Origin of the sequence: Xanthomonas phaseoli pv. dieffenbachiae (assembly GCF_008639345.1) — a bacterium.
GTDB classification, from domain to species: Bacteria; Pseudomonadota; Gammaproteobacteria; order Xanthomonadales; family Xanthomonadaceae; genus Xanthomonas; species Xanthomonas phaseoli.
In genome coordinates this window covers 4,846,429-4,868,309 of sequence record NZ_CP041380.1, presented here as the reverse complement: position 1 = coordinate 4,868,309, position 21,881 = coordinate 4,846,429, and the positions used below count along the sequence as shown (strand labels likewise).

Below are 21,881 nucleotides of genomic sequence, written 5' to 3'. Positions count from 1 at the left end.
CTGGCGCCCAGGCAGTCGCTGGCGCGCCGCTTCCGCTGCAGCACGCACACCATCGCCATGATCATCGACTGCCACGGCCACTACACCACCGCACCCGCCGCGCACGATGCGTTCCGCAAGGCGCAGATTGCGCATTACACCGACGCAACGCTGCCGGCGCCGGTGTATCCGCATATCAGCGACGATGCGCTGCGCGAAAGTGTCGAGCTGCACCAACTGCGCCTGCTGCGCGAGCGCGGCGCCGACATGACGATTTTTTCGCCACGCGCCAGCACCATGGCACATCACATCGGCGACGAAGCGGTGAGCCAGGTGTGGACGCGCCACTGCAACGACCTGATCGCGCGCGTGGTACAGCTGTATCCGCACACCTTTATCGGCGTGTGCCAGCTGCCGCAATCGCCAGGCGTGCCGATCGCACACGCAATCGCCGAACTGGAACGCTGCGTCAACGAACTGGGTTTCGTCGGCTGCAATCTCAATCCCGACCCGTCCGGCGGGCACTGGAATGGCGTGCCGCTGACCGACCGCGCCTGGTACCCGTTCTTCGAGAAAATGGTGGAACTGGACGTGCCGGCGATGGTGCACGTCTCCGGCAGTTGCAATGCCAATTTCCATGCCACCGGCGCGCATTACCTCAATGCCGACACCACGGCCTTCATGCAGTTTCTCGAAGGCGATTTGTTCGCCGATTTTCCGCAATTGCGCTTCATCATTCCGCACGGCGGCGGCGCAGTGCCGTATCACTGGGGCCGTTTCCGCGGCCTGGCCGACATGCTGGGCAAGCCTGCGCTGTCCACGCATGTGATGCGCAATGTGTTCTTCGATACCTGCGTGTATCACCAGCCCGGGATCGACCTGTTGTTCGAGGTGATCGACATCGACAACATCCTTTTTGGCTCGGAAATGGTCGGCGCGGTGCGCGGCATCGATCCGCAGACCGGCCACTATTTCGACGACACCAAACGCTACATCGATGCGCTGGCGATTTCCGAGGCCGACAAGCGCAAGGTGTTCGAGCGCAATGCGCGTCGGGTGTATCCGAGATTGGATGCGCAATTGCGTGCGCGTGGGCTGTGACTGCGCCGTTGCACGGCGAGCTTGCCGTATTGCTCCCTTCTCCCATTGCGACATTGTCCCCTTCTTTATGGGGGAGAAGGTGGCCCGAAGGGCCGGATGAGGGTACGTGCGAAGCCTCGTGTCCATCGTGTCCCTGCGGCTTCGCCCGTACCTCACCCCAACCCCCGCTCCGCGCCCCGGCCCGCGCCAGCGGCGCGAGCGCTCCAAGGCACGCACACCGTCGGTACGCAAGCCGTGCCTTGTCGCCCCGAGGGGAGAGGGGCGCTGTCACGCGCCGCTGCCCATTTGACCTTGGCCTTGGCTGGCTTGACTTAGCTGCACGATATCGGCAATGACACCGCCAGCGGTACCTGCACGCACCAATACGGAATTCGACATCCACAAACGCAAACACCCGCCATTTGGCGGGTGTTTGCTTGAATGCAGATCGCGTAATCGGTGGATTACTTGATCTTGCCTTCCTTGTACATCACGTGCTTACGCACGACCGGGTCGTACTTCATCATTTCCATCTTCCCCGGAGTGTTTTTCTTGTTCTTGTCCGTGGTGTAGAAGTGGCCGGTAGCGGCCGAGGAAATCATACGGATCTTGTCACGCTTGCCTTTTGCCATGACTGCTTACTCCTCAGACCTTTTCGCCGCGCGCACGCAGCTCTTTCAGAACGGCATCGATGCCGTTCTTGTCGATGGTGCGCAATGCATGCGCGGAAACACGGAGCTTCACCCAGCGGTTTTCGCTGGCAACCCAGAAGCGACGCTCGTGCAGGTTGGGCAGGAAGCGACGACGGGTTCTGTTGTTTGCGTGGGAGACGTTGTTACCCGTCTGCACACGCTTGCCGGACACTTGGCATACGCGGGACATTACGCACCTCGATAAATGAATTGCCACCCATAGCCTGGGGAGCGGCGGCCCCGACAGCGCCAGGGCTGTCACGCAACGTTGGGAATCAAGAACTTACGCTGGAACAGGCCGGCAACCCCATTGCGCTGGGTACCGCCATCCGGAGCGATCCGGGCACAGCGAGCCGCGCATTATGCACGGCTTTCCTATGTGCCGCAAGCACTTACGCTACCTGCCCAGCCGCGGTTGCCGGCGCCCACCGGCAACCGTGCCAAGGCACGATCACCCGCCTTCGGCGTGCGCTGGCGCAGCGACCCGGCGCAGTTCCGCCCAGGCACCACGCGCCACCTGCCAGGCCGAGCGCAGGAACAACAGCAGCAAGGCCATTGCGATCAGCAGGTCCGGCCAGCCACTGCCGAACGCCCACACCGCTGCGCTGGCCGCCAGCACCGCAACGCCCTCGTAGACATCGTTGCGCGAGCAGGCCCAGGCCGACGCCAGGTTGATGTCGCCGTGACGGTAGGGCCACAACAGGCGCAGGCAGACCAGATTGGCAGCGAAGTTCAGCGCCGCCACCACCCCCATGCTCTGGAACAGCGGCAGCTGCGGGTGGGCCAGTTTCCAGCCGATCTCGGCTGCCACCGCCAGCGCTGCCAGCAGGATCATGCCGGCCTTGAGCAGGGCCACCCGCGCCTTGGCGGTTAGGCTGGCGCCAACCACAGCCAGGCTGAGTGCATAGGTGAGTGCATCGCCCAGATTGTCCAGGCTGCCGGACAGCAGCGAGGCCGCGCCACTGTGCAGCGCGCCGGCCAACATCAGCGCAAAGCTGCCGGTATTGATCGTCAGCACCCACCACAGGACGCGCCGCTGGCGCGCCTGCATGGCGGCCACATCCAGGGTCTTGCCGCAGCCGCAGCAGGCATCGCTCATGGCGTGCTCCCGTGCGGCTGCGTGGAGAGCGATGCGACGCGTGGCGCCCGCTCCCGATGCAGCCAGCGATACAGCACCGGCAACACCAGCAGGGTGAGCAGGGTGGAAGAGACGATGCCGCCGATCACCACCGTGGCCAGCGGGCGCTGCACTTCGGCGCCGGCCCCGACATTGAAGGCCATCGGCACGAAGCCCAGCGCGGCCACCAGGGCGGTCATCAGCACCGGTCGCAGCCGCGCCAACGCGCCTTCGCGCAGTGCCTGCTCCAGCGGCATGCCCTCGGCACGCAGGCTGCGCACGAAGGCGATCATCACCAGGCCGTTGAGCACTGCCACGCCCGACAGCGCGATAAAGCCCACGCCGGCGGAAATCGACAAGGCCAGCCCGCGCAGGGCCAAGGCCACCACGCCGCCGGTCAGCGCCAGCGGCACGCCGCTGAACACCACCAGCGCATCGCGCAGCGAGCCGAACGACCAGTACAGCAACGCGAAGATCAGCAGCAAGGTGCCCGGCACCACCCAGGCCAGGCGCTGGCTGGCAGAGATCAATTGCTCGAAGGTGCCGCCGTAGCCGATCCAGTACCCGGTGGGCAGTTTGACCTGCGCCTTGACGCGTTGCTGCACCTCGGCCACGAAGCCGCCCAGATCGCGATCACGCACGTTGGCGGTGATCACGATGCGGCGCTTGCCGTCTTCGCGGTTGATCTGGTTTGGCCCAAGCACGGTATCGACCTTGGCGACCTCGCGCAGCGGCACGGTGCTCGGCTCGCCACTGCGCCAGCCTGCCGCGCGGCTGGACTCGTCCGCATCGGCACGTTCGCCATCGCCGCGCAGCGGGATCGGCAGATCGGCCAGCGCGGTCGGGTCCTGGCGCAGGGCTTCGGGCAGGCGCACCACGATGTCGAAGCGCCGGTCGCCTTCGAACAATTGCCCGGCTTCCTGCCCGCCCACGGCCGCCGCCACGGTGTCCTGCACCACGCCGGGATTGAGCCCGTAGCCGGCCAGTGCGGCGCGATCGGGCACCACCGCCAGCATCGGCAAACCGGTGGCCTGTTCCAGGCTCACATCGGCTGCACCGGGCACCGCGCTGGCGATTTCCTGCACGCGCTGCCCGAGCGTGACCAGCGTGTCCAGATCGTCGCCGTACACCTTGATCGCCACATCCGCACGCACGCCGGAGATCAGCTCGTTCATGCGCATCTGGATCGGCTGGGTGAACTCGTAATTGTTGCCGGGCAACTGCTTCACCGCCTCCTCGATCTCGGCCAGCAACTGCGCCTTGGGCTTGCGCGGATCCGGCCACTGCGCGCGCGGATGCATGATCAGGAACGTGTCGGCCACCGACGGCGGCATCGGGTCGGTGGCCACTTCGGCGGTGCCGAGCTTGCCGAACACATGCGCCACCTCCGGAAACTGCTTGATGCGTTTTTCCAGCGTGGATTGCATGGTGATGGCCTGCTCCAGGCTGGTGCCGGGAATGCGCAAGGCATGCAGCGCAATATCGCCTTCGTCCAGGTTGGGGATGAACTCGCTGCCCAGGCGGGTGGCCAGCACCGCGCACAGCGCCACCGTTGCAAGCGCTGCAATGCCGACCCAGCGGCTGTGCCGAAGCGCACGATCGAGCAATGGCGCGTAGACGCCGCGCGCCCAGCGCATCGCGCGGTTTTCGTGCTCGGCCACCTTGCCGCCGAGCAGCAGCGCGATCGCAGCCGGCACGAAGGTCAGCGACAGCAGCATCGCGCCAGTCAGCGCCAGCACCACGGTGATCGCCATCGGGTGGAACATCTTGCCTTCGATGCCGGTGAGCGCGAACACCGGCAGATACACCGCGGTGATGATGCCCAGGCCGAACAGGCTGGGGCGGATCACCTCGGCGCTGGCCTCGGCAGTGAGCTCGAAACGCTCATCGCGTTCGAGCACGCGCCCCAACCGCAGTTGCGCTTCGCCAAAGCGGCGCAGGCAGTTCTCCACGATGATCACCGCACCATCGACGATCAGGCCGAAATCCAGCGCACCCAGGCTCATCAAGTTGCCGGACACGCCACCACGCACCATGCCGGTCAGCGTGAACAACATCGCCAGCGGAATCACTGCCGCGGTGATCAGGGCTGCGCGCACGTTGCCCAGCAACAGGAACAACACCACGATGACCAGCAACGCGCCTTCGATCAGGTTCTTGGCGACGGTGACGATGGTGCGGTCCACCAATGCGGTGCGGTCGTACACCGGCACTGCCTGCACCCCCGCCGGCAAGCTGGCATTGGCCACCTCCAACCGCTGCGCTGCGGCCTGCGCCACGGTGCGGCTATTGGCACCGACCAGCATGAACACCGTGCCGAGCACCACTTCGCTGCCGTCCTGGGTGGCGGCGCCGGTGCGCAATTCGCGTCCCTCGCCCACCTGCGCCACATCGCGTACGCGGATCGGCACGCCGGCGCGCCGATCCAGCACGATCGCGCCGATCTGCGCGATGTCGTCCACCTGCCCCGGCACCCGCACCAGAAATTGCTGGCCGTTACGTTCGATATAGCCGGCGCCGATGTTGCGGTTGTTGGACTCCACTGCCTGGGCAACCTCGTCCAGGGTGAACCCCAGCGCGACCAGGCGCGCCGGATCGGGGGTGATATGGATCTGCCGCGCATACCCGCCGATGGTGTTGACCTCGGTGACGCCCGGCACGTTGCGTAGCTGCGGGCGCACCACCCAATCCTGCAAGGTACGCAGATCGGTCGCCGTCCACGCACTGCCATCGGGCTTGCGCGCATTCGGCTTGGCCTCGACCGTGTACATGAAGATCTCGCCCAGGCCGGTGGCAATCGGCCCCAGCTGCGGCTCCAGATCGGCAGGCAATTGCGACTTGACCTGCTGCAGACGCTCGGCCACCTGTTGCCGCGCGAAATACAGATCGGTGCCATCGGCGAAGACCGCCGTCACCTGCGACAAGCCATAGCGCGACAGCGAGCGCGTGGATTCCAGCCCCGGCAAGCCCGCCAGCACCGTCTCCAATGGAAACGTGACCCGCTGTTCGGATTCCAGCGGCGAATAGCCAGGCGCCGCGGTATTGACCTGCACCTGCACGTTGGTGATGTCGGGAGTTGCATCGATCGGCAAGCGCGAAAAACTCCACGCGCCAATGGCGATCAGCACGCCCGTCAACGCCAGCATCAACCAACGCTGCGCGATCGCAAACCGGATGATGTTGGTCAGCATGGCACGCCCCTCCGTGCACACCCGGCACCGCACCGGTCGGTACCCTCGCCCTGCCCCCGACCGAGAGCGCCGCCTCCCTACCGCGCAGCCGCGCAACACCCCGAACAAACCACCACCCACACACCAGCGCTGTTGTTGCTGTTGTTGCTGTTGTTGCTGTTGTTGCTGTTGTTGCTGTTGATGATGTTGGCTTTCGGGGCCCCATACCGCAGCGGCAAGGCTGGCAGATACAACCCGCAGGGCGGCGCGCATGGATGCGCGACGTTTTTGTAAGGGACAGGGACGTCCCTTACAAAAATTTCTGCCGGACTTGCGCACCCGCAGCGCCGCAGGCGTGTAGGGCGCGAGGACGGGGTGTGCTTTCTTTTTGGTTACTTTTTCTTTGCACAAGCAAAGAAAAAGTGACTCGTGCCCGACAGGGCGCGAAAGCCTTTGCTCGTGCCGCGAAAGCCTTTGCTCGTGCCGCGAAAGCCTTTGCTCGTGCCGCGAAAGCCTTTGCTCGTGCCGCGAAAGCCTTTGCTCGTGCCGCGAAAGCCTTTGCTCGTGCCGCGAAAGCCTTTGCTCGTGCCGCGAAAGCCTTTGCTCGTGCCGCGAAAGCCTTTGCTCGTGCCGCGAAAGCCTTTGCTCGTGCCGCGAAAGCCTTTGCTCGTGCCGCGAAAGCCTTTGCTCGTGCCGCGAAAGCCTTTGCTCGTGCCGCGAAAGCCTTTGCTCGTGCCGCGAAAGCCTTTGCTCGTGCCGCGAAAGCCTTTGCTCGTGCCGCGAAAGCCTTTGCTCGTGCCGCGAAAGCCTTTGCTCGTGCCGCGAAAGCCTTTGCTCGTGCCGCGAAAGCCTTTGCTCGTGCCGCGAAAGCCTTTGCTCGTGCCGCGAAAGCCTTTGCTCGTGCCGCGAAAGCCTTTGCTCGTGCCGCGAAAGCCTTTGCTCGTGCCGCGAAAGCCTTTGCTCGTGCCGCGAAAGCCTTTGCTCGTGCCGCGAAAGCCTTTCCTTTGCTCGTGCCGCGAAAGCCTTTGCTCGTGCCGCGAAAGCCTTTGCTCGTGCCGCGAAAGCCTTTGCTCTAGCCCGACAGGGCGCGAAAGCCTTGGATCTGGCGTGCATCCCCGTATCCGACATTCGCCCCGACTCGAAAACGCAATGCCGCCCACCCCAACGCGCTCAATGATCATGCGAAGCCCCCGACTTTTCGATATCGGCCTTCACCAGGTAACTCTGCTCCACCACCACCGCATCACCTGCCACCAGCCCCGAGACCACTTCCACCTGCTGCGCATCGCGCGCACCCAGCTTCACCGGCCGCACTTCGTAGACATCGCCCGCCCGTACAAACACCACATCCCAATCGCGGAACCGCTGCAACGCACCGGCCGGCACCACCATCGCCGCCGGCTGCTGCGCCACCGTGACCCGCGCCTTCACCGCAGAACCCGGTCGCCACAAGCCATCGCTGTTGCGCAGCACCGCGCGCGCCACGGTGCTCTGGCTCGCCGTCGCCGTGCCGGGCAGGACGCGTTCCAGGGTGGTCTGCGCCACGACGCCGTCGCTGATGCGCGTGACCGTCACCGGTGCGCCGGCGGTGATGTGCCCGGCGTCGGCGCCGAAGATGTGCAGATCCACCCACAAGGTGGACAGGTCGGCGATTTCGAACAGCGCCTGGCCTTCGCCTGCGTTGCTGCCCAGGCTGGCATTACGCGCCAGCACGGTGCCGCTGATCGGTGCGCTCACCGAATAGGTGGTCAGGCTCAGATTGCTCTCCACCGTGGCCAGCACCTGGCCGGCGCGCACCTGGTCGCCCACGTTGACGCGCAAGCTGCGTACCGGCCCGGGAAAACGCGCGGTGGCCTGCGCTTGCGCGCCTTCTGCCGGCGTCAGTAGCCCCTGCACTTCATGCTGATCGGCAATGCTGCCGGCGCCGACGGCGGCCACACGAATGCCTGCGTCCTGCGCGACCTTCGCCGCGATGGTGGTGCGTCCTTCGTAACTGGGATAGCGCCAGCGGTGGGTCTTGCCCTGCACGGTGGCACGCACGTCCACATCGAACGAATGCGGCTCGCCGACCGTGCTGTCGGCCAGCAGGCTGCCGTCGTCGCGCGGCGTCAATTGGTGCACTTCCGTGACGCCGCCGAGCCGGGTCAGATGCACTTCCACCTTGCCGGCGGCGGCCGGCAACGGTTTGCCATCGCGGTACAGCCAGGCCTGGTAGGTGGGCGGCGTGCCGTCTTCGGCGATGGCCAGCTCCACGCTGTCGCCGTCTTGGCTGAGCAAGCGCCCGCCATGCGTGCCGGCCTGGGCTTCCTCGCCGTGTGCAGCGGCGCCCGCCTCGCCTTCGGCGGCATGTCCTGCGTGGTCATCGTGCGCCTTATCGCTGTTGCGGCTGCAGCCACCGAGCACCAGCGCCAGCAGCAGCGGCGCAATCATGAAACGTGTCATCGAAGATGATCCTGGTTGGCGCCGACGCGCTGGGTCGGGCGAACGAATAGAGGTGGGTTGCGAAGAAGGTGCGCCTGGCGTGAGCAGCGTTTGGCGCGTGCTGGATGCCGACATCACTGCAGATGCGGCGATTCCAACAAGGCCCCCACGCGCGGCCTGAAAACGCAGTGCCGAAACAGCATTCATGGCGTCACCTGCGCGGCAGGATCGCGCACGAACGGCTGCCCGGTCAGGCGCTGGATTTCGATCAACGCGGTCTGCGCTTCCAATGCGGCGGCCAGTTGCTGCTGGCGTGCCTCGCTGCGTTGGGCCTGCAGCTGTGCCCAGTCCAGATAACTGGTGGCACCGGCGCGATAGGCGCGCTCGGCGGCGGCATCGGCGCGTGCGAGCGCCGGCAGTACATCCTCGCGTATGCGCGCCACCTCCAGCTGTGCAGCGCGGTAGCGGCCATGCGCATCGGCCAGCGTGGCGTAGAGCACCAACGCCTGCGATTGGCGTTCGATGTCCAGCAGCGATAGCTCCGCTTCGGCCGCGCGAATCTCCGGCTGCGCGCGGGCAGCGCTGCCCAGTGCCAGCGAGACGCTGCCGAGCAGCGCGGTGGCATCGTTACCTTCGAGCCGGCGCACGCCCACCTGCCAGTCCAGATCCGGGCGCGCCTGGCTGCGCGCCAGCCGCACACGGGCTTGGCGCACGCGCTGCTCGCCGTTCAAGCGCGCCAGTTCGGGCGTGGCATCGAGCAGCTGCGCCAGCACCTCAAACTCGGGAATGGCCGGCAGCTGCAACGGGTCGCCGGTAATGGCGCCGAAGTCCGGCGTGCGCTCGCCCCACAGCACGGCCAATTGGCGGCGTGCGGCGAGCAGTTCCTGCTGGGCGCGGTCGCGTTCGAGTTCTGCGCGCGCCTGCAGGGCTTGGGCGGTCAGCAGCACCGATTCGGGCGATGCGCCGGCCTGCAGCCGTTGGCGCGCAGCACTGACGGTGCGCTGGCGCTGGGCCAGCGTGTCCAGCGCCGCCGCGTGCCGCTGCGCGGCGATGCCGATGCCCAGGTAACGGCGCGCCACCTCGGCCAGGACGTCCAGCCGGGCCAGGGCGCGCTGCGGCGCCAGCGCGTCGATGCGGGCCTGTGCCAGGGTGCGACGCGCGTCGAGCTTGCCGCCGCGTTCCAGCACGCCGGCCAGGGTGACAGTGAGTTCGGCCTGGTCCAGCGCGCGGGTGGGGCCGGTGCCGAACACGTTTTCCAGTTCGGCACCGATGCGCAACGGCGGACGCAGTGCATCGCGCTCGGCTTCGGCGGTGAGGACCGCGCGCTGGCCATCGGCCAGGCGCAGATCGGGGTGCTGGCGGGCGACGCGTGCAATGGCGTCGTCCAGGGTCAGCACGGGTTTGGGCGGCAGGTCCTGCGCCTTGGCGCACGGCACGACCGCGAAGACGGCAAGCGCCGTCAGTCGCAACCACATGAGGGTGTCTCCGGAATCGGGATCGATGGACAGGCCGGCGGCTGCCGGCGATGCATCAGGCCGCGATCGGAGGACGCAATCCGGTCTCGCTCAGATGCGAGCGGTAGGCGGTAGTCAATACGGGCGGCTGCCCGTGCGTGCGCGCAGGCAACGGGCCCCAGGCCAACGCCGGCAACATGGCCGGGCTGTGCCCGTGGCAGTAGCCGCTGTGCATCAAGGCATGCAGCAAACCTGCACCGTCGCGTTCGCCGGCATCGCCTTCGTCGGCACCGTCATGGCCATGCGGTGCGGTGTCGTCCAGGTGGGCCTGGTCGTGCGCCAGCGCGTGCACATCGCCCCGTGCGCAGGCGACCGGTGCGACCAGCACGCCCATGACCAGCACCAGCAACGCCATCAGGCGGAGCAATGGGTGCGACAGGCGGGCGCGACGGAGCAGCATGGGCGCAGCGTATAGAGGCCGGGGTGGTTACACAATTGCATGGGCGGCGCGTGTTGTTTGGGTGTGCTCGGGAACTCTGCAAGCACGGTGCGTCGAGCGCGCGGTGCCCTCGCCGCTCGCGGGACACGCCGTGACCCCCTCCATGGGGCTCGATGGCGGCGTTCATGCCGCCAACGGTCCCGCAAGCGGCGAGGACATCGCACCAGATAGTTGGCTGGTGATTCTTACTGAAGAGCGAGAGCCGCGTCCCGTGGTCTGCTGGTTGCTTGTTGAAAACGCTGCACACCGACCAACGCGACTGGTCCTTGCCCGCCCACCGTCGTGAGACCCCTGGCGGCATGGATGCCGCCAAGGAGCCTACATGGACGTCTTGCGGCGTGTCCCGCGATGGTGGGCGGGCAAGGATCCTGCAGCAAGCGCGAAGGCCCTGAGGGCGCGATGCCCTCACCGCACTAGAAGGTTGGCCGGCGGTCGGCAATGCAACCCAGCATCACGGCGCCGCGCGACCGGCCGATTTGGCGTCTATCGGGCGTGCCTTGCTCTCGGCGATGAAGGCGCGCACCTGCTGCTCCAGCACCGGCAGGGTGACCGAGCCCTGGCGCAGCACTACATCGTGGAAGGCCTTGATGTCGAAGCGGTCACCCAGCTCCTTTTCTGCCTCGGCGCGCAGCTTGACGATGGTGATCTCGCCCAGCTTGTAGCTCAGCGCCTGGCCGGGCCAGGAGATGTAGCGATCGACCTCGGTGGTGACTTCGTGTTCGCTGAGCGCGGTGCGGTCGCGCAGATAGGCCAGCGCCTGCGCGCGGCTCCAGCCGTCATGGTGCACACCGGTGTCGATCACCAGCCGGCACGCGCGCCACATCTCGTAGGTGAGCCGGCCGAATTCTTCGTACGGCGTTTCGTAGATGCCCATCTCCTGGCCGAGCTTTTCGGTGTAGAGCGCCCAGCCTTCGCCATAGGCGGAAATGTAGTTTTCGCGACGGAACGCCGGCTGCTCGCCCTGCTCCAGCGCCAGCGACCCCTGCAGCGAATGACCCGGCGAGGACTCGTGCAAGGTCAGCGCCGGCAGGTTGTACAGCGGCCGCGATGGCAGGTTGTAGGTGTTGACCCAATAGGTTGTCGCGCCGCCGCGGCCGGCGGTCCAGAACGGCGCGATGTCGTCGGGCACCGGCTTGATGGTGAAGCGCCCGCGCGGCAGCGTGCCGATGAACTTGCCCACCTGCCCGTCCACGCGCTTGGAAATCCACGCGGCGCGATCGAGCAACTCCTGCGGGGTCTTGGCGTAGAACTGCGGGTCGGTGCGCAGGAAGGTCAGGAACTGCGCGAAGCTGCCCTTGAAACCCACCTGCTTGATGATGGCGTTCATCTGGGTCTGGATGCGCGCCACTTCATCCAGGCCGATCTGATGGATCTGCTCGGGACTCAGCTCCAGCGTGGTGTATTCGCGGATTTGCTGGCGATAGAACGCCTTGCCGTCGGGCAATGCTTCGGCCGCCAGCGTGGTGCGTGCCTTGGGCATGTAGTCGTTGCGGAAGAACGTCAGCAGCTTGCTGTACGCCGGAAGGACGGCGGTGCGCAATGCGGCCTTGGCCTGTTCGCGCAGTTGCGCCTGCTCGGCCGCCGGGATCTGCGCAGGCAGCTGCTTGAACGGCGCGTAGAAGGTGGATTCGGTGGGGTCTTTGACATCGGCCACGGTGGCGATGGAGACGTCGCGCCCGTCGAGCACGGCGCGCGGCACGCTGAATCCACGTGCCAGGCCGGCGCGCATGTTGGCGGTCTGCTGATCGAAATAGCGCGGCACATCGTTGAGGCGCGCGATGTAGGCGCGGTACTCGGCAGCGGTCTTCATCGGCCGCTGCGCCATGAACCCCAGATTCGACCAGAACGAGCTGTCCGAATTGAACGGCATCTCGTAGGCGCGCAGGCGCACTTCGGCCGCCAGGTTCTCCACCTGCGGGCGGTAGATGGCGAAGTTGATCTGGTTGGCGGGCGAGAGCTGCTTCGGGTCGATGCCGTCGAGCTGCTTGAGGACGCCGTCCCAGACCACCAGACGCGCCTGCTGCGCGGCCGCGCTGACATCGGGCAGATGGGTGTTGTCGCCGGTGGTGTCGCTGTCTTCGTCGGCCTGGCCCGTCTCGGCCTGGCGCCAGGCCCACTCTTTCTCGTAAATGGCGCGGAAGCGTGCGTCGGCAGGTGCCTCGGCGGTGAGCGTGGCGGGGGCGGCAGGCGTGGCGGCCTGCGCCGAGGTGGCGGCGAAGCCTGCGCCCAGCAGAGCGAGCGCAAGGGCGGTGGCGAGCGGAGAGGTCACGTGCGGAATGCCTGATCTGGAGCGAACGCCCGATCATCGCAGCCCTAGGCCGCGCTGCCATGGGCCGGAAGTCCCAACGCGGGCTGGCGTAGGCGCATGGGCTGGGGTGTCGGTGCTGCCCTGATGCTGACGGGCGTGTCAGGGGGACTGCCCCCATCCGCCCTGCGGGCACCTTCCCCCCCACAGGCGGGGGAAGGACGCTGGCTTGCTCGTCGAGGGCCGGGGGAAAGGGCTGATGTACTTATCCAGCAAAGGCAGGCGCCGAGCTTGTCGGGGATGCTATTCACTCCCTCTGCCGCCTGTGGCAGAGCGCGCGTCGATGCCCTGGCGTGGCCGGGAATGCCGCCGGCTGCCCCCATCCGCCCTGCGGGCACCTTCCCCCGCAGGCGGGGGAAGGACGCTGGCTTGCTCGTCGAGGGCCGGGGGAAAGGGCTGATGTGCTTATCCAGCAAGGGCAGGCACCGAGCTTGTCGGGGATGCTGTTCACTCCCTCTGCCGCCTGTGGCAGAGCGCGCGTCGATGCCCTGGCGTGGCCGGAAATGCCGCCGGCTGCCCCTATCCGCCCTGCGGGCACCTTCCCCCGCAGGCGTGGGAAGCGAGTTGGCCTGCTCGGCCAGGGAAGAGATGCGGTGCGCTTGTCGTGGGCGGTGTTCACTCCCTCTCCCGCCTGCGGGAGAGGGTTGGGGTGATGGCGCTTTAAGACCGAACGGCTCAGCCCTTGCGCACCACAACCAGGTGCCGCTCGCCCTCCAGGCCGGGGACCTGCAGCGGATGCACCTCGCCCACCGTCCAAGCGGCGGGCAATGCGGCGATTTCGTCGTGCGGGTACACACCCTTCATCGCCAGCAGGCTGCCGCCCGGGCGCAGCAGGTGGCCGCCGACGGCGATGATGCCGGCCAGCGTGTCCAGCGCGCGCGCAGTGAGGTGGTCGTAGGCGGCCGGTTCGTCCAGCGCTTCGGCACGGGATTCGGCCACGCGGGCGTTGCCCAGCTCCAGATGGCGCAAGGCCTCGCGCATGAAGCGCGCCTTCTTGCCGTTGCTTTCCACCAGCGTCACCTGCAGCTGCGGGCGGGTGATCGCCAGCGGGATGCCAGGCAGGCCGGGGCCGGTGCCCAGGTCGGCCAGGGTACCGCTGGCGATATAGGGCTGCATGGCCAACGAGTCGAGCAGATGGCGGGTGACCATCTCGCGCGGGTCGCGCACGGCGGTCAGGTTGTAGGTCTTGTTCCAGCGCACCAGCAAGGCCAGGTAGCGCAGCAGCGGTGCGGCGAACGCCGCGTCCAGGGATTGGGACTGCAGGCCACGCTCGAGCGCGGCGGAAACATCGGGGGCGAGTGCGGCATCGTTCATGCTGCAATTATCGCAGCTGGATGATGCGGAGGTGCGGGCGTGTCGGGCGCGTTGGCGATGCCCGGGGCTTGGACAGGACGCTGGCGTACGTGAACTTGCCCAGCACGATCGTCAGGCGTGGCGTTGGCGCAGGACCTGCAGCCACGACAGACCCCGGCTGCATCGGCTCATGCGCAGCGCTGTGGGCAGGATCATCCGCCGCCGCGGCACTTCCCGTATCCGCCGTCCGCTATCGATGGTGCAGGCAAGCCTGCACCGGCAGCGGTAGCCGTGTCGCTGCCATTGAACGGACATCGGCCCGTCGCACTATGGTCGCGTTCGCCAGATCGCCCGTGTGCCCATGTCCTTGATCAACCCATCTTCCGCAGTCCCTTTGCCCGCCTCCGACAACGCTCCTGCCGCCGTGGATCGCAGCCGCCGGCGCCTACTCATCGCTGGCGCCAGCCTGGCTGCGGCAGGGCTGCTCAGCCCTTTCGCACGCGCCGCCGACAGTGCCGATCCCTTTACCCTGGGCGTGGCGGCCGGCGACCCGTTGGCCGATGGCTTCGTACTCTGGACGCGGCTGGCACCGCGTCCCTTGGACCCGGACGGACGCGGCGGCCTGCACGCCGCGGTGCCGGTGCGCTGGCAGGTGGCCTGCGACCCGCAGATGCGCACCATCGTGCGCCAGGGCGAGACCGTCGCCAGCCCTGCCTGGGGCCACGCGGTGCACGTGGAGCTCACCGGTCTGGCGGCCGATCGCCCTTACTGGTACTGCTTCCAGGCGCTGGGTGCGCGCAGCCCGATCGGCAGCGCGCGCACCCTGCCGGCGGCGCACCAGACCCCGGACACAGCGCGGTTCGGATTCGTCTCCTGCTCGCACTGGGAGCTGGGATATTTCAGCGCCTACCGCCACCTGGCCGCGGAACAGCCGGACCTGGTGTTCTTCCTGGGCGATTACATCTACGAGTACAGCAACCACGGCGAGGCGGCGAACAAGATCGTGCGCCCGCACGGCAGCGGCGAATGCCTGGATCTGGCCGGCTACCGCAATCGCTATGCGCTGTATCGCACCGACCCGGATCTGCAGGCGCTGCACGCCCGCAGCGCCTGCGTAGCGACCTGGGACGACCACGAGGTACAAAACGATTACGCCAATCGCTGGTCGCAGGACCCGGCGATTCCGGTCGACACCTTTCTGGCCCGGCGCGCTGCCGCCTACCGCGCCTTCTACGAACATTTCCCGCTGCGTGCGCGGCATCGCCCGCACGGCGCGGACATGCGCATCTACCGGTCGTTCGATTACGGCCAGCTGGCGCGTTTCTACGTGCTCGATGGCCGCCAGTACCGCAGCGAGCAACCCTGCCCGCAGGCCAATGGCTGGCGCGGCGGCCATGTGGTGGCCGACAGTTGCCGACAGCGCACCGACCCGCAGCGCACCATGCTTGGCTGGGAGCAGGAGCGCTGGCTGCATGGCGGCTTCGCGCAGTCGCCAGCACGCTGGAACGTCATTGCGCAGGATCTGCTGGTGGCACCGATGCGGCAGGCAGGGCGCGACGGCGTGGTCGGGCACTGGACCGATGGCTGGGACGGCTACCCGGCCACGCGCGAGCGCATGCTCGATGCAATAGCGAACACGCGCCTGCGCAACCCGGTGTTCTGGGGCGGCGACATCCACTCGTACTGGGTCACCGACCTGAAGGCCGATCCGGGCGACGACGCGTCGGCAACGCTGGCCACCGAATTCGTCGGCACCTCGGTCACCTCCGACGGCCAGCCCAATGCCGAACTGCATCAGACCATGGCGCTCAACCCGCACGTGCGCTACGTCGAGGGCGAAACCCGCGGCTATGTCTCGGTGACGCTGACGCCAGGCCAGATGGAAACACGACTGCAAGGCATCTCCGATCGGCGCGATCGCCAGGCCAGCGTCAACACGCTCAAACGTTTCGTGGTCGAGGACGGCCGCGCCGGCGCGGTGGAGGCGTAATCCCTCTACTCGAAAATTGCTCGCTACATATTCGGATATAAAATTCGCAAGCAATCTAAACCGGCTAGCTCGACCTGTACGTTTTGATCTCGACAGCTAAACTAGACGTCCTCCTAATATAGACTCCGCCCGGGGATTTCCACCCGGGAGCGGGTAAAGCGGCTACTTCATCGCACTAAGATGCGATTTATGATTAGCTATAAATATGGAAATTCCACGACCCGGAAGGAAGCGTAAGCTCCCCAGCCTGACAGACACCGCATAAGTGGATATTTCTGGCATCGTTACCTCAGCCAGGAGGTTCTATGCGCACCTCAAAGTTCACCGAGACGCAGATCGTCGCGACGCTCAAGCAGGCCGACGCCGGCGTGCCGGTCAAGGACGTCTGTCGCCAGGTTGGTATCAGCACAGCGACGTACTACCAGTGGAAGAGTAAGTACGGAGGCCTGGAGGCTTCGGAGCTGCGGCGGGTCAAGGAGCTTGAGTCGGAGAACGCCAAGCTCAAGCGGATGTACGCCGAGTTGGCGCTCGACAATGCGGCCATGAAGGATCTCATCGCAAAAAAACTCTAGGGCCGGCGCGCAAGCGCGAGGCCGTGCGGTACCTGATCGAGGTACACGCGCGGCCGCTGCGTCGGTCCTGTGCATGCGTCGGGCTTGGGTAATCCCCCCACAGGTTAGCTGACGCCAGAAGTGGAATTTTCTCGTACCCTTTTCCGAGGAGGTTCCATGAAGACATCCCGCTTCACCGACAGCCAGATCATTGCCGTCCTCAAGCAGGCCGAGGCCGGCACGCCCGTGCCGGAGTTGTGCCGGGAACACGGCATCAGCTCGGCGACGTTCTACAAGTGGCGCAGCAAGTTCGGCGGCATGGACGCATCGCTGATGTCCCAGCTCAGGGAGCTGCAGGACGAGAACCGGCGCCTGAAGAAGATGTACGCCGATGCCCAGCTCAGCGCCGACCTGCTGAAGGAGGCGATGGCAAAAAAATGGTGAGGCCATCTCAACGCCGGGAGATGGCCCGATGGGCCGTAGATGGTGGCCACACGAACATCCGGCATGCCTGCCGGACCTTTGCGGTGAGCGAGACCTGCTTTCGCTATCAAGCCAAGGCCAGCGAGGAGAACGCCCGGATTGCCGATTGGCTGGTGCGGTTGACCACAACCTATCGTGATTGGGGGTTCGGCCTGTGCTTTCTGCACCTGCGCAACGTGAAGGGCTTTGGCTGGAATCACAAGCGGGTGTACCGCATCTATCGGGAGCTGGAGTTGAACCTGCGGATCAAGCCGAAGAAGCGGCTGGTGCGCGAGCGGCCAGAGCCGTTGGCGGTGCCGGAGACGATCAACCAGGTCTGGTCGATGGATTTCATGCACGACCAGCTGGCCGACGGCCGCAGCTTCCGGTTGTTCAATGTGCTCGATGACTTCAACCGTGAGGGTCTGGGCATCGAGGTCGACTTATCGCTGCCATCGGCCCGGGTGATCCGCTCGTTGGAACAGATCATTGACTGGCGCGGCAAGCCAAACGCCATTCGCTGCGACAACGGCCCGGAGTACATCAGCGGCGCGCTGCTAGCTTGGGCACAGCAGCGCGGGATTCGGATCGAGCACATCCAGCCAGGCAAGCCGCAGCAGAATGCCTATGTCGAACGTTACAACCGCACCGTCCGCTACGCCTGGCTGGCCACAACGTTGTTCGACACCATCGAGCAGGTTCAGGACAAGGCCACGCGCTGGCTATGGACGTACAACCATGAGCGCCCCAACATGGCGCTCGGCGGTATCACGCCAGCAATGAAATTGGCGATGGCCGCCTAGCTCCACTTTTGGCGAACGCTCAAAGCGGGGGGATTACCCTTGCACGTGCGGCGTGGTATGCGCCACCGCTCGACTGGACAGTACGCGATGCCGAGTTGATCGCGGCGATCGCACGTGTCGTCGAAGACCGCCCCAGTCGCGGCTTTTGGAAATGCAGCGACGTACTGCGCAGGACGCGACCTGACTGGAACCCGAAGCGAATCTATCGCGTGTACAAGGCCATGCGGCTCAACCTGCGCCGCGCTGCGAAGCGGCGGCTTCCCAAGCGCGAGCGTGTCGCGCTGTATGTCCCAAGGTTGCCTGATACCGTCTGGTCGGTCGACTTCATGAGCGACGCTCTGGCGTGCGGCCGACGCTTCCGCACCTTCAACGTGGTCGACGACTTCAACCGCGAGGTGCTCCACATCGAGGTGGATACGTCGATCAACTCGCATCGTCTGGTGCGCGTGTTCGAGCAGATCAAGCACGATCATGGCCTGCCGCAGGTCGTGCGTTCCGACAACGGACCAGAGTTTCTGGGCGACGCATTTACCAGCTGGCTGAAGGTCAATGGCGTGGCGATCCAGTACATCCAGCCCGGCAAGCCGAACCAGAACGCCTTCATCGAACGTTTCAACCGCACCTTCCGGGAAGAAGTGCTCGACCAGCACCTCTTCACCCGCCTCGACGATATCCGCGAAGCTACCCATTGGTGGATGATCGATTACAACGAACAGCGGCCCCATGACGCGCTCGGCGGCCTAACGCCGACCGAGTACCGCAACCAACACGCCAGAAGGTCTACTTTTGGACTGTCTGCTTGACGGGGGAGCTTACGGAAGGTCTTTCGCACCACCAGTGTCGTTCTTAATGTACAACGCCACTAATGAATTAGCCTGGACATTGGCAGTAATTGTAAGATCACTTATGTCATATGGCGCCGAAAAAGCGACAAAATCACCAAGCACAACTCCACGTATATTCAATAAAATTGTAGCTCTCGCGCCAGCCGCTATGGAAGGAGGGTTCACTACGACTGTAGCAAAAAATTCACGCCTTCCCACTTGATTGAATGGCGTAGAAATTCCCAAGATTTGATTGCTGCGCGCATCAGTGTCAGCACGTCCCGAAACCCCAGTATTTGCGTCTCGGAGGATATTTCCTGTCACCAGGGTAGGGGCCCCGGATGCTGCCACATTAATGCTTGTGGCATAGCCGCGGATGGTATTCCCACTAATCGTGCAATGGTTTCCATTACCTTGTAAGTAAACGCCGCTACTTGCGACAGAACTGTCAGTCCAGATGTTATTACCTGTGATCGTACCCCGATCCGTGGTGGCGCCAAAAGCTGCGACTGGCGTTCCATTGATGTTGTAAAAGTTATTCCCAGTTACGCAATATCCACGAACATCATTTAGCCCGAGCCCTTCTTTTTTTACAGATAGCGCCCCCTGCTCAAACTTATTTCCTGTTATGCAAACCCAATCTGCATTATTGAACAGAGCCAAACGACCATCCAAGTCGCCGAAACCAACGCCAGAATAAATATCACAACCAACTACGTATATAGTCCGCCAACCATCTGTCCTGATCGTATTTTTCTTACCATTGAGATGTACGCCAGTAATGTACAAATGGGGATTCCCATAAGGCGCACCCGCGGATTCAAAAACCAGACATTCGTCACTGCCGACAATTAACGATCCTGCACCGACAAATACTGACTCCATCCAGCCGGTCCCCCAGATTCCGTAAACAGCGCCATTCAAATCCAAATGTTCGAATCTTAAATTGTAGGTCGGCCCATTATTTGCGTGCTCCATGCGTATACAAGCCGTAGACTGATTTCCGAAAAATCCGATAAATACTTTGCAAACCAGCATATCGCCCGCTTTTGCCGTCCTAATTCCATATTTAAATGCAAGGCTATTTTCAAGATCATTGGCGATCCGAATATTTTCCACCAACATCGGACACTGCCCTCCATTTTCTTGCATATATTCTACATTTATAGCTGCGCCTGTAGAGTTGGCCGCAGCGTAGAAAAAAATATTCCGTATGGTGCAAGAGTCGAAAGCTTTGCTAGAGGGCGTGCCAGCAATAGGCCCATTCAGTATGAAATTGAATGTGTGCCCGGCTGATCGTGATAAAATTACGACGCCCTCTTCAGTCTCGCCGGAAATTTCAATACTATTTCCAGTAAAATTGAGTTGTGAATTTAAATTATATCTTCCATTTGGAATGAAAAGCCGGCCACCTGAAGGGCGAGCCTGAAGATCACTCAGTGCTGATTGAAATCCAGGGGAGCAGTCATAGGTGCTGGTGCCAGCAAGAATAGCAATGTGCTCATCGAATGGAATGTAATCAAGCACGCTAACTGGGAGATCTTGCCATATCTTATCCTGCAGTGTACGCGCAGCCGCAGCTGCACCACGCTGCTTAAATCCAAGAAGCGATGTTCCAATGTCTGGATTGGCGAGATCCGCTCGAAGCGAATCAGCAGACTCTCCATCCACGTCGTTACGCGTGCTACCTGTATTCATATCAATCACCCTGTTTCCATTTAGAATATTTAACCATTGCAGACAAAGCTCACGCACCTTGCTTATAAAATCCGTGCAGGCAGATTGCCTAACCCAAGGCGTGAAACACGCAGGGCGTAACGTGGATTTGATGTCGCCGTGCTTACTGTCAAAGAATAATAATGATGTCAGCTCACCACCTATTCGACGCCAGACAGGCTCAGTTTCAACCTCAGCTGGCGCAGATCCTGAGACTGGTGAAATCTCGTATGCGAGCCACTGCTGCTGCCGTACTACAGCTTGGTAGCGCAGCAAGGCCGCGCGGCCGCTAGTTGAGTGAGTGACATGTGAATTTGATGTTTCGCCATGAAAGAAAATTGGGACGGAGTATCCAGACCCATTGATCCAAATCTTTTAAGTTAGATGCCGATGTTGAATATTTTCCACGCCTGCCAGCGCAGAACTGCCGCGACGGCAGATTTTTAATTCTTGGCCCAAGTTGAGTTGAATGCACAAATTGGCCCTGACCGTGACGTTGCGCGAGCTGAGCGGGGATTGAGGCTCATGCGTCGGCTTTAGGATAGAACGCCAGCGCCGCGCGACACTCTGGAGCAGCCCACCATTCGTGCAGCTGCCAGTGTGCGGCCTGGCCGAGTTCCGGATCGCACCACTGCAGGCGCAGTGCGCCGTCGGGTGCGAGCGCATACGCAAGCCGGTGCAAGCCGAACGACAGGCCATGCCCATGGGCCTTGAGCAAGGCTTCCTTGGCGCACCACAGCCGGAAGAACAACGCGTGTTGTGCATCCGGCGCCAGCGCAGCGAGCAAGGCGATCTCGTCGGGATGAAAGAAGCGTTGCGCGATTTCCAGCACACGCGGCCGCGCGCGAATGCGCTCCAGATCCACGCCCAGTCGCACGCCTTGGCCCAGCCCCACCAGCAGATACTCACCGCTGTGGCTCCAGCCGGTATCGCGGTCGGGTAGCGCGGCGTGCAGCGAAGGACGCCCGCGTGCATCGCGCTGCAATGGCACCACTGCCGGATCGATGCCCAACGCCGGGCCCAGCAGCTGACGTGCCTGCGGCTCGCCACGATCGCCAGGGCGGTGCGGGCGTAGCCACAGCTGCACCGGGCCAACCTGCCAACTTGCGTGCGCTGTCACGCGCCGTACACCAAGCCGAACATTCGGCCACAGCGTTCATCGCGCTCGACAGCTGCTTCACGCGCGGCTGCGTTGAATGGCGCCCATGCACCACTTCCGGTGCACGCGAACAGGGAGATCGGCAACATGGGCATCATCATCTGGTTGATCGTCGGCGGCATCGTGGGTTGGCTGGCCAGCATCATCATGCGCCGCGACGCGCAGCAGGGCATCATCCTCAATGTGGTGGTCGGCATCGTGGGTGCATTGATCGCCGGTTTCCTGTTTGGCGGCGGCATCAACCAGGCCATCACGCTGTGGACCTTCGTGTGGTCGCTGGTGGGTGCGGTGATTTTGCTGGCCATCGTCAACCTGGTGACCCGCGGCCGCCTGCGCTAACGCAGCGCCTCATACAGTTCTCGCGTC

At 64.1% G+C, this 21,881-nt stretch carries 17 protein-coding genes and 1 pseudogene; 7 read left to right on the top strand and 11 right to left on the bottom strand.

Annotated elements, in window-relative coordinates:
• Nucleotides 1-57 precede the first annotated feature (57 nt).
• Nucleotides 58-1,080 (top strand): amidohydrolase family protein, encoded by a 1,023-nt coding sequence (locus FLG15_RS21610; protein WP_057680096.1) that lies wholly within the window; start codon nt 58-60, stop codon nt 1,078-1,080.
• Between the two features lie 443 nt (nt 1,081-1,523).
• Here FLG15_RS21610 and rpmG read toward each other — a convergent pair whose 3' ends face one another.
• The 4 genes from rpmG to FLG15_RS21590 form a co-directional block, all read right to left on the bottom strand.
• Nucleotides 1,524-1,691 (bottom strand): 50S ribosomal protein L33, encoded by a 168-nt coding sequence (gene rpmG / locus FLG15_RS21605; RefSeq protein WP_002809462.1) that lies wholly within the window; start codon nt 1,689-1,691, stop codon nt 1,524-1,526.
• Between the two features lie 13 nt (nt 1,692-1,704).
• Complete coding sequence (rpmB, locus tag FLG15_RS21600) at nt 1,705-1,941, bottom strand: 50S ribosomal protein L28 (protein ID WP_002809459.1); 237 nt, start codon at nt 1,939-1,941, stop codon at nt 1,705-1,707.
• A gap of 261 nt (nt 1,942-2,202) precedes the next feature.
• Nucleotides 2,203-2,850 (bottom strand): cation diffusion facilitator family transporter, encoded by a 648-nt coding sequence (locus tag FLG15_RS21595; RefSeq protein ID WP_057680078.1) that lies wholly within the window; start codon nt 2,848-2,850, stop codon nt 2,203-2,205.
• The gene (locus tag FLG15_RS21590) at nt 2,847-6,059 is read right to left on the bottom strand and encodes an efflux RND transporter permease subunit (protein WP_057680077.1); all 3,213 of its coding nucleotides are present in this window, start codon (nt 6,057-6,059) and stop codon (nt 2,847-2,849) included. The genes FLG15_RS21595 and FLG15_RS21590 overlap by 4 nt, the downstream gene beginning before the upstream one ends.
• Nucleotides 6,060-6,415: 356 nt before the next feature.
• On the opposite strand from FLG15_RS21590, the gene FLG15_RS21585 reads away from it, so the two are divergent.
• Complete coding sequence (locus FLG15_RS21585; RefSeq protein ID WP_150147381.1) at nt 6,416-7,114, top strand: hypothetical protein; 699 nt, start codon at nt 6,416-6,418, stop codon at nt 7,112-7,114.
• A gap of 94 nt (nt 7,115-7,208) precedes the next feature.
• On the opposite strand, the gene FLG15_RS21580 is transcribed toward FLG15_RS21585, so the two are convergent.
• From FLG15_RS21580 to rsmG, 5 genes are all read right to left on the bottom strand, one after another.
• Nucleotides 7,209-8,480 (bottom strand): efflux RND transporter periplasmic adaptor subunit, encoded by a 1,272-nt coding sequence (locus FLG15_RS21580; protein WP_057687090.1) that lies wholly within the window; start codon nt 8,478-8,480, stop codon nt 7,209-7,211.
• Nucleotides 8,481-8,662: 182 nt separating this feature from the next.
• Nucleotides 8,663-9,934 carry a TolC family protein gene (locus tag FLG15_RS21575; protein ID WP_057678937.1) on the bottom strand — a complete coding sequence of 424 codons (1,272 nt, stop codon included), beginning with the start codon at nt 9,932-9,934 and terminating at the stop codon, nt 8,663-8,665.
• A gap of 55 nt (nt 9,935-9,989) precedes the next feature.
• Nucleotides 9,990-10,373, bottom strand: a complete 384-nt coding sequence (locus FLG15_RS21570) for a DUF2946 family protein (protein WP_209228237.1) — start codon at nt 10,371-10,373, stop codon at nt 9,990-9,992.
• Between the two features lie 490 nt (nt 10,374-10,863).
• Entirely contained in the window at nt 10,864-12,681 is a 1,818-nt protein-coding gene (locus tag FLG15_RS21565; protein ID WP_057678936.1) for a DUF885 domain-containing protein, read from the bottom strand.
• Nucleotides 12,682-13,392: 711 nt separating this feature from the next.
• The gene (gene rsmG / locus FLG15_RS21560) at nt 13,393-14,031 is read right to left on the bottom strand and encodes a 16S rRNA (guanine(527)-N(7))-methyltransferase RsmG (RefSeq protein WP_150147378.1); all 639 of its coding nucleotides are present in this window, start codon (nt 14,029-14,031) and stop codon (nt 13,393-13,395) included.
• A gap of 340 nt (nt 14,032-14,371) precedes the next feature.
• Here rsmG and FLG15_RS21555 point away from each other — a divergent pair, with 340 nt between their 5' ends.
• From FLG15_RS21555 to FLG15_RS21540, 4 genes and pseudogenes are all read left to right on the top strand, one after another.
• Nucleotides 14,372-16,000 (top strand): alkaline phosphatase D family protein, encoded by a 1,629-nt coding sequence (locus tag FLG15_RS21555; RefSeq protein WP_150147374.1) that lies wholly within the window; start codon nt 14,372-14,374, stop codon nt 15,998-16,000.
• A gap of 305 nt (nt 16,001-16,305) precedes the next feature.
• Nucleotides 16,306-16,658, top strand: a pseudogene (locus FLG15_RS21550) (transposase); the annotation flags it as partial.
• 70 nt (nt 16,659-16,728) lie between these two features.
• Nucleotides 16,729-17,816, top strand: a protein-coding gene (locus FLG15_RS21545) for an IS3-like element ISXcd1 family transposase (RefSeq protein ID WP_223842567.1) whose coding sequence is annotated in 2 segments (ribosomal slippage) — nt 16,729-16,981 and nt 16,981-17,816 — 1,089 coding nt in all. Because the reading frame shifts where the segments join, the coding sequence is not laid out codon by codon here.
• Between the two features lie 8 nt (nt 17,817-17,824).
• Entirely contained in the window at nt 17,825-18,619 is a 795-nt protein-coding gene (locus FLG15_RS21540) for an IS3 family transposase (protein ID WP_370512608.1), read from the top strand.
• A 9-nt stretch (nt 18,620-18,628) separates the two neighbouring features.
• Here the strand turns inward: FLG15_RS21540 and FLG15_RS21535 are convergent, their stop codons facing one another.
• Complete coding sequence (locus FLG15_RS21535; RefSeq protein ID WP_209228238.1) at nt 18,629-20,632, bottom strand: hypothetical protein; 2,004 nt, start codon at nt 20,630-20,632, stop codon at nt 18,629-18,631.
• 247 nt (nt 20,633-20,879) lie between these two features.
• Nucleotides 20,880-21,476: a 4'-phosphopantetheinyl transferase family protein gene (locus FLG15_RS21530; RefSeq protein ID WP_057678848.1), complete on the bottom strand. Its 597-nt coding sequence runs from the start codon at nt 21,474-21,476 to the stop codon at nt 20,880-20,882.
• A gap of 126 nt (nt 21,477-21,602) precedes the next feature.
• Between FLG15_RS21530 and FLG15_RS21525 the strand changes: the two genes are divergently transcribed.
• Nucleotides 21,603-21,854, top strand: a complete 252-nt coding sequence (locus FLG15_RS21525) for a GlsB/YeaQ/YmgE family stress response membrane protein (protein ID WP_005914591.1) — start codon at nt 21,603-21,605, stop codon at nt 21,852-21,854.
• Nucleotides 21,855-21,881 lie beyond the last annotated feature (27 nt).

Bases quoted from the DNA above. Each gene is read 5' to 3' on its own strand.
- FLG15_RS21610 (WP_057680096.1), top strand. From the start codon at position 58: ATGATCATCGACTGCCACGGCCACTACACCACCGCACCCGCCGCGCAC.
- rpmG (WP_002809462.1), bottom strand. From the start codon at position 1,691: ATGGCAAAAGGCAAGCGTGACAAGATCCGTATGATTTCCTCGGCCGCT.
- rpmB (WP_002809459.1), bottom strand. From the start codon at position 1,941: ATGTCCCGCGTATGCCAAGTGTCCGGCAAGCGTGTGCAGACGGGTAAC.
- FLG15_RS21595 (WP_057680078.1), bottom strand. From the start codon at position 2,850: ATGAGCGATGCCTGCTGCGGCTGCGGCAAGACCCTGGATGTGGCCGCC.
- FLG15_RS21590 (WP_057680077.1), bottom strand. From the start codon at position 6,059: ATGCTGACCAACATCATCCGGTTTGCGATCGCGCAGCGTTGGTTGATG.
- FLG15_RS21580 (WP_057687090.1), bottom strand. From the start codon at position 8,480: ATGACACGTTTCATGATTGCGCCGCTGCTGCTGGCGCTGGTGCTCGGT.
- FLG15_RS21575 (WP_057678937.1), bottom strand. From the start codon at position 9,934: ATGTGGTTGCGACTGACGGCGCTTGCCGTCTTCGCGGTCGTGCCGTGC.
- FLG15_RS21570 (WP_209228237.1), bottom strand. From the start codon at position 10,373: ATGCTGCTCCGTCGCGCCCGCCTGTCGCACCCATTGCTCCGCCTGATG.
- rsmG (WP_150147378.1), bottom strand. From the start codon at position 14,031: ATGAACGATGCCGCACTCGCCCCCGATGTTTCCGCCGCGCTCGAGCGT.
- FLG15_RS21555 (WP_150147374.1), top strand. From the start codon at position 14,372: ATGTCCTTGATCAACCCATCTTCCGCAGTCCCTTTGCCCGCCTCCGAC.
- FLG15_RS21525 (WP_005914591.1), top strand. From the start codon at position 21,603: ATGGGCATCATCATCTGGTTGATCGTCGGCGGCATCGTGGGTTGGCTG.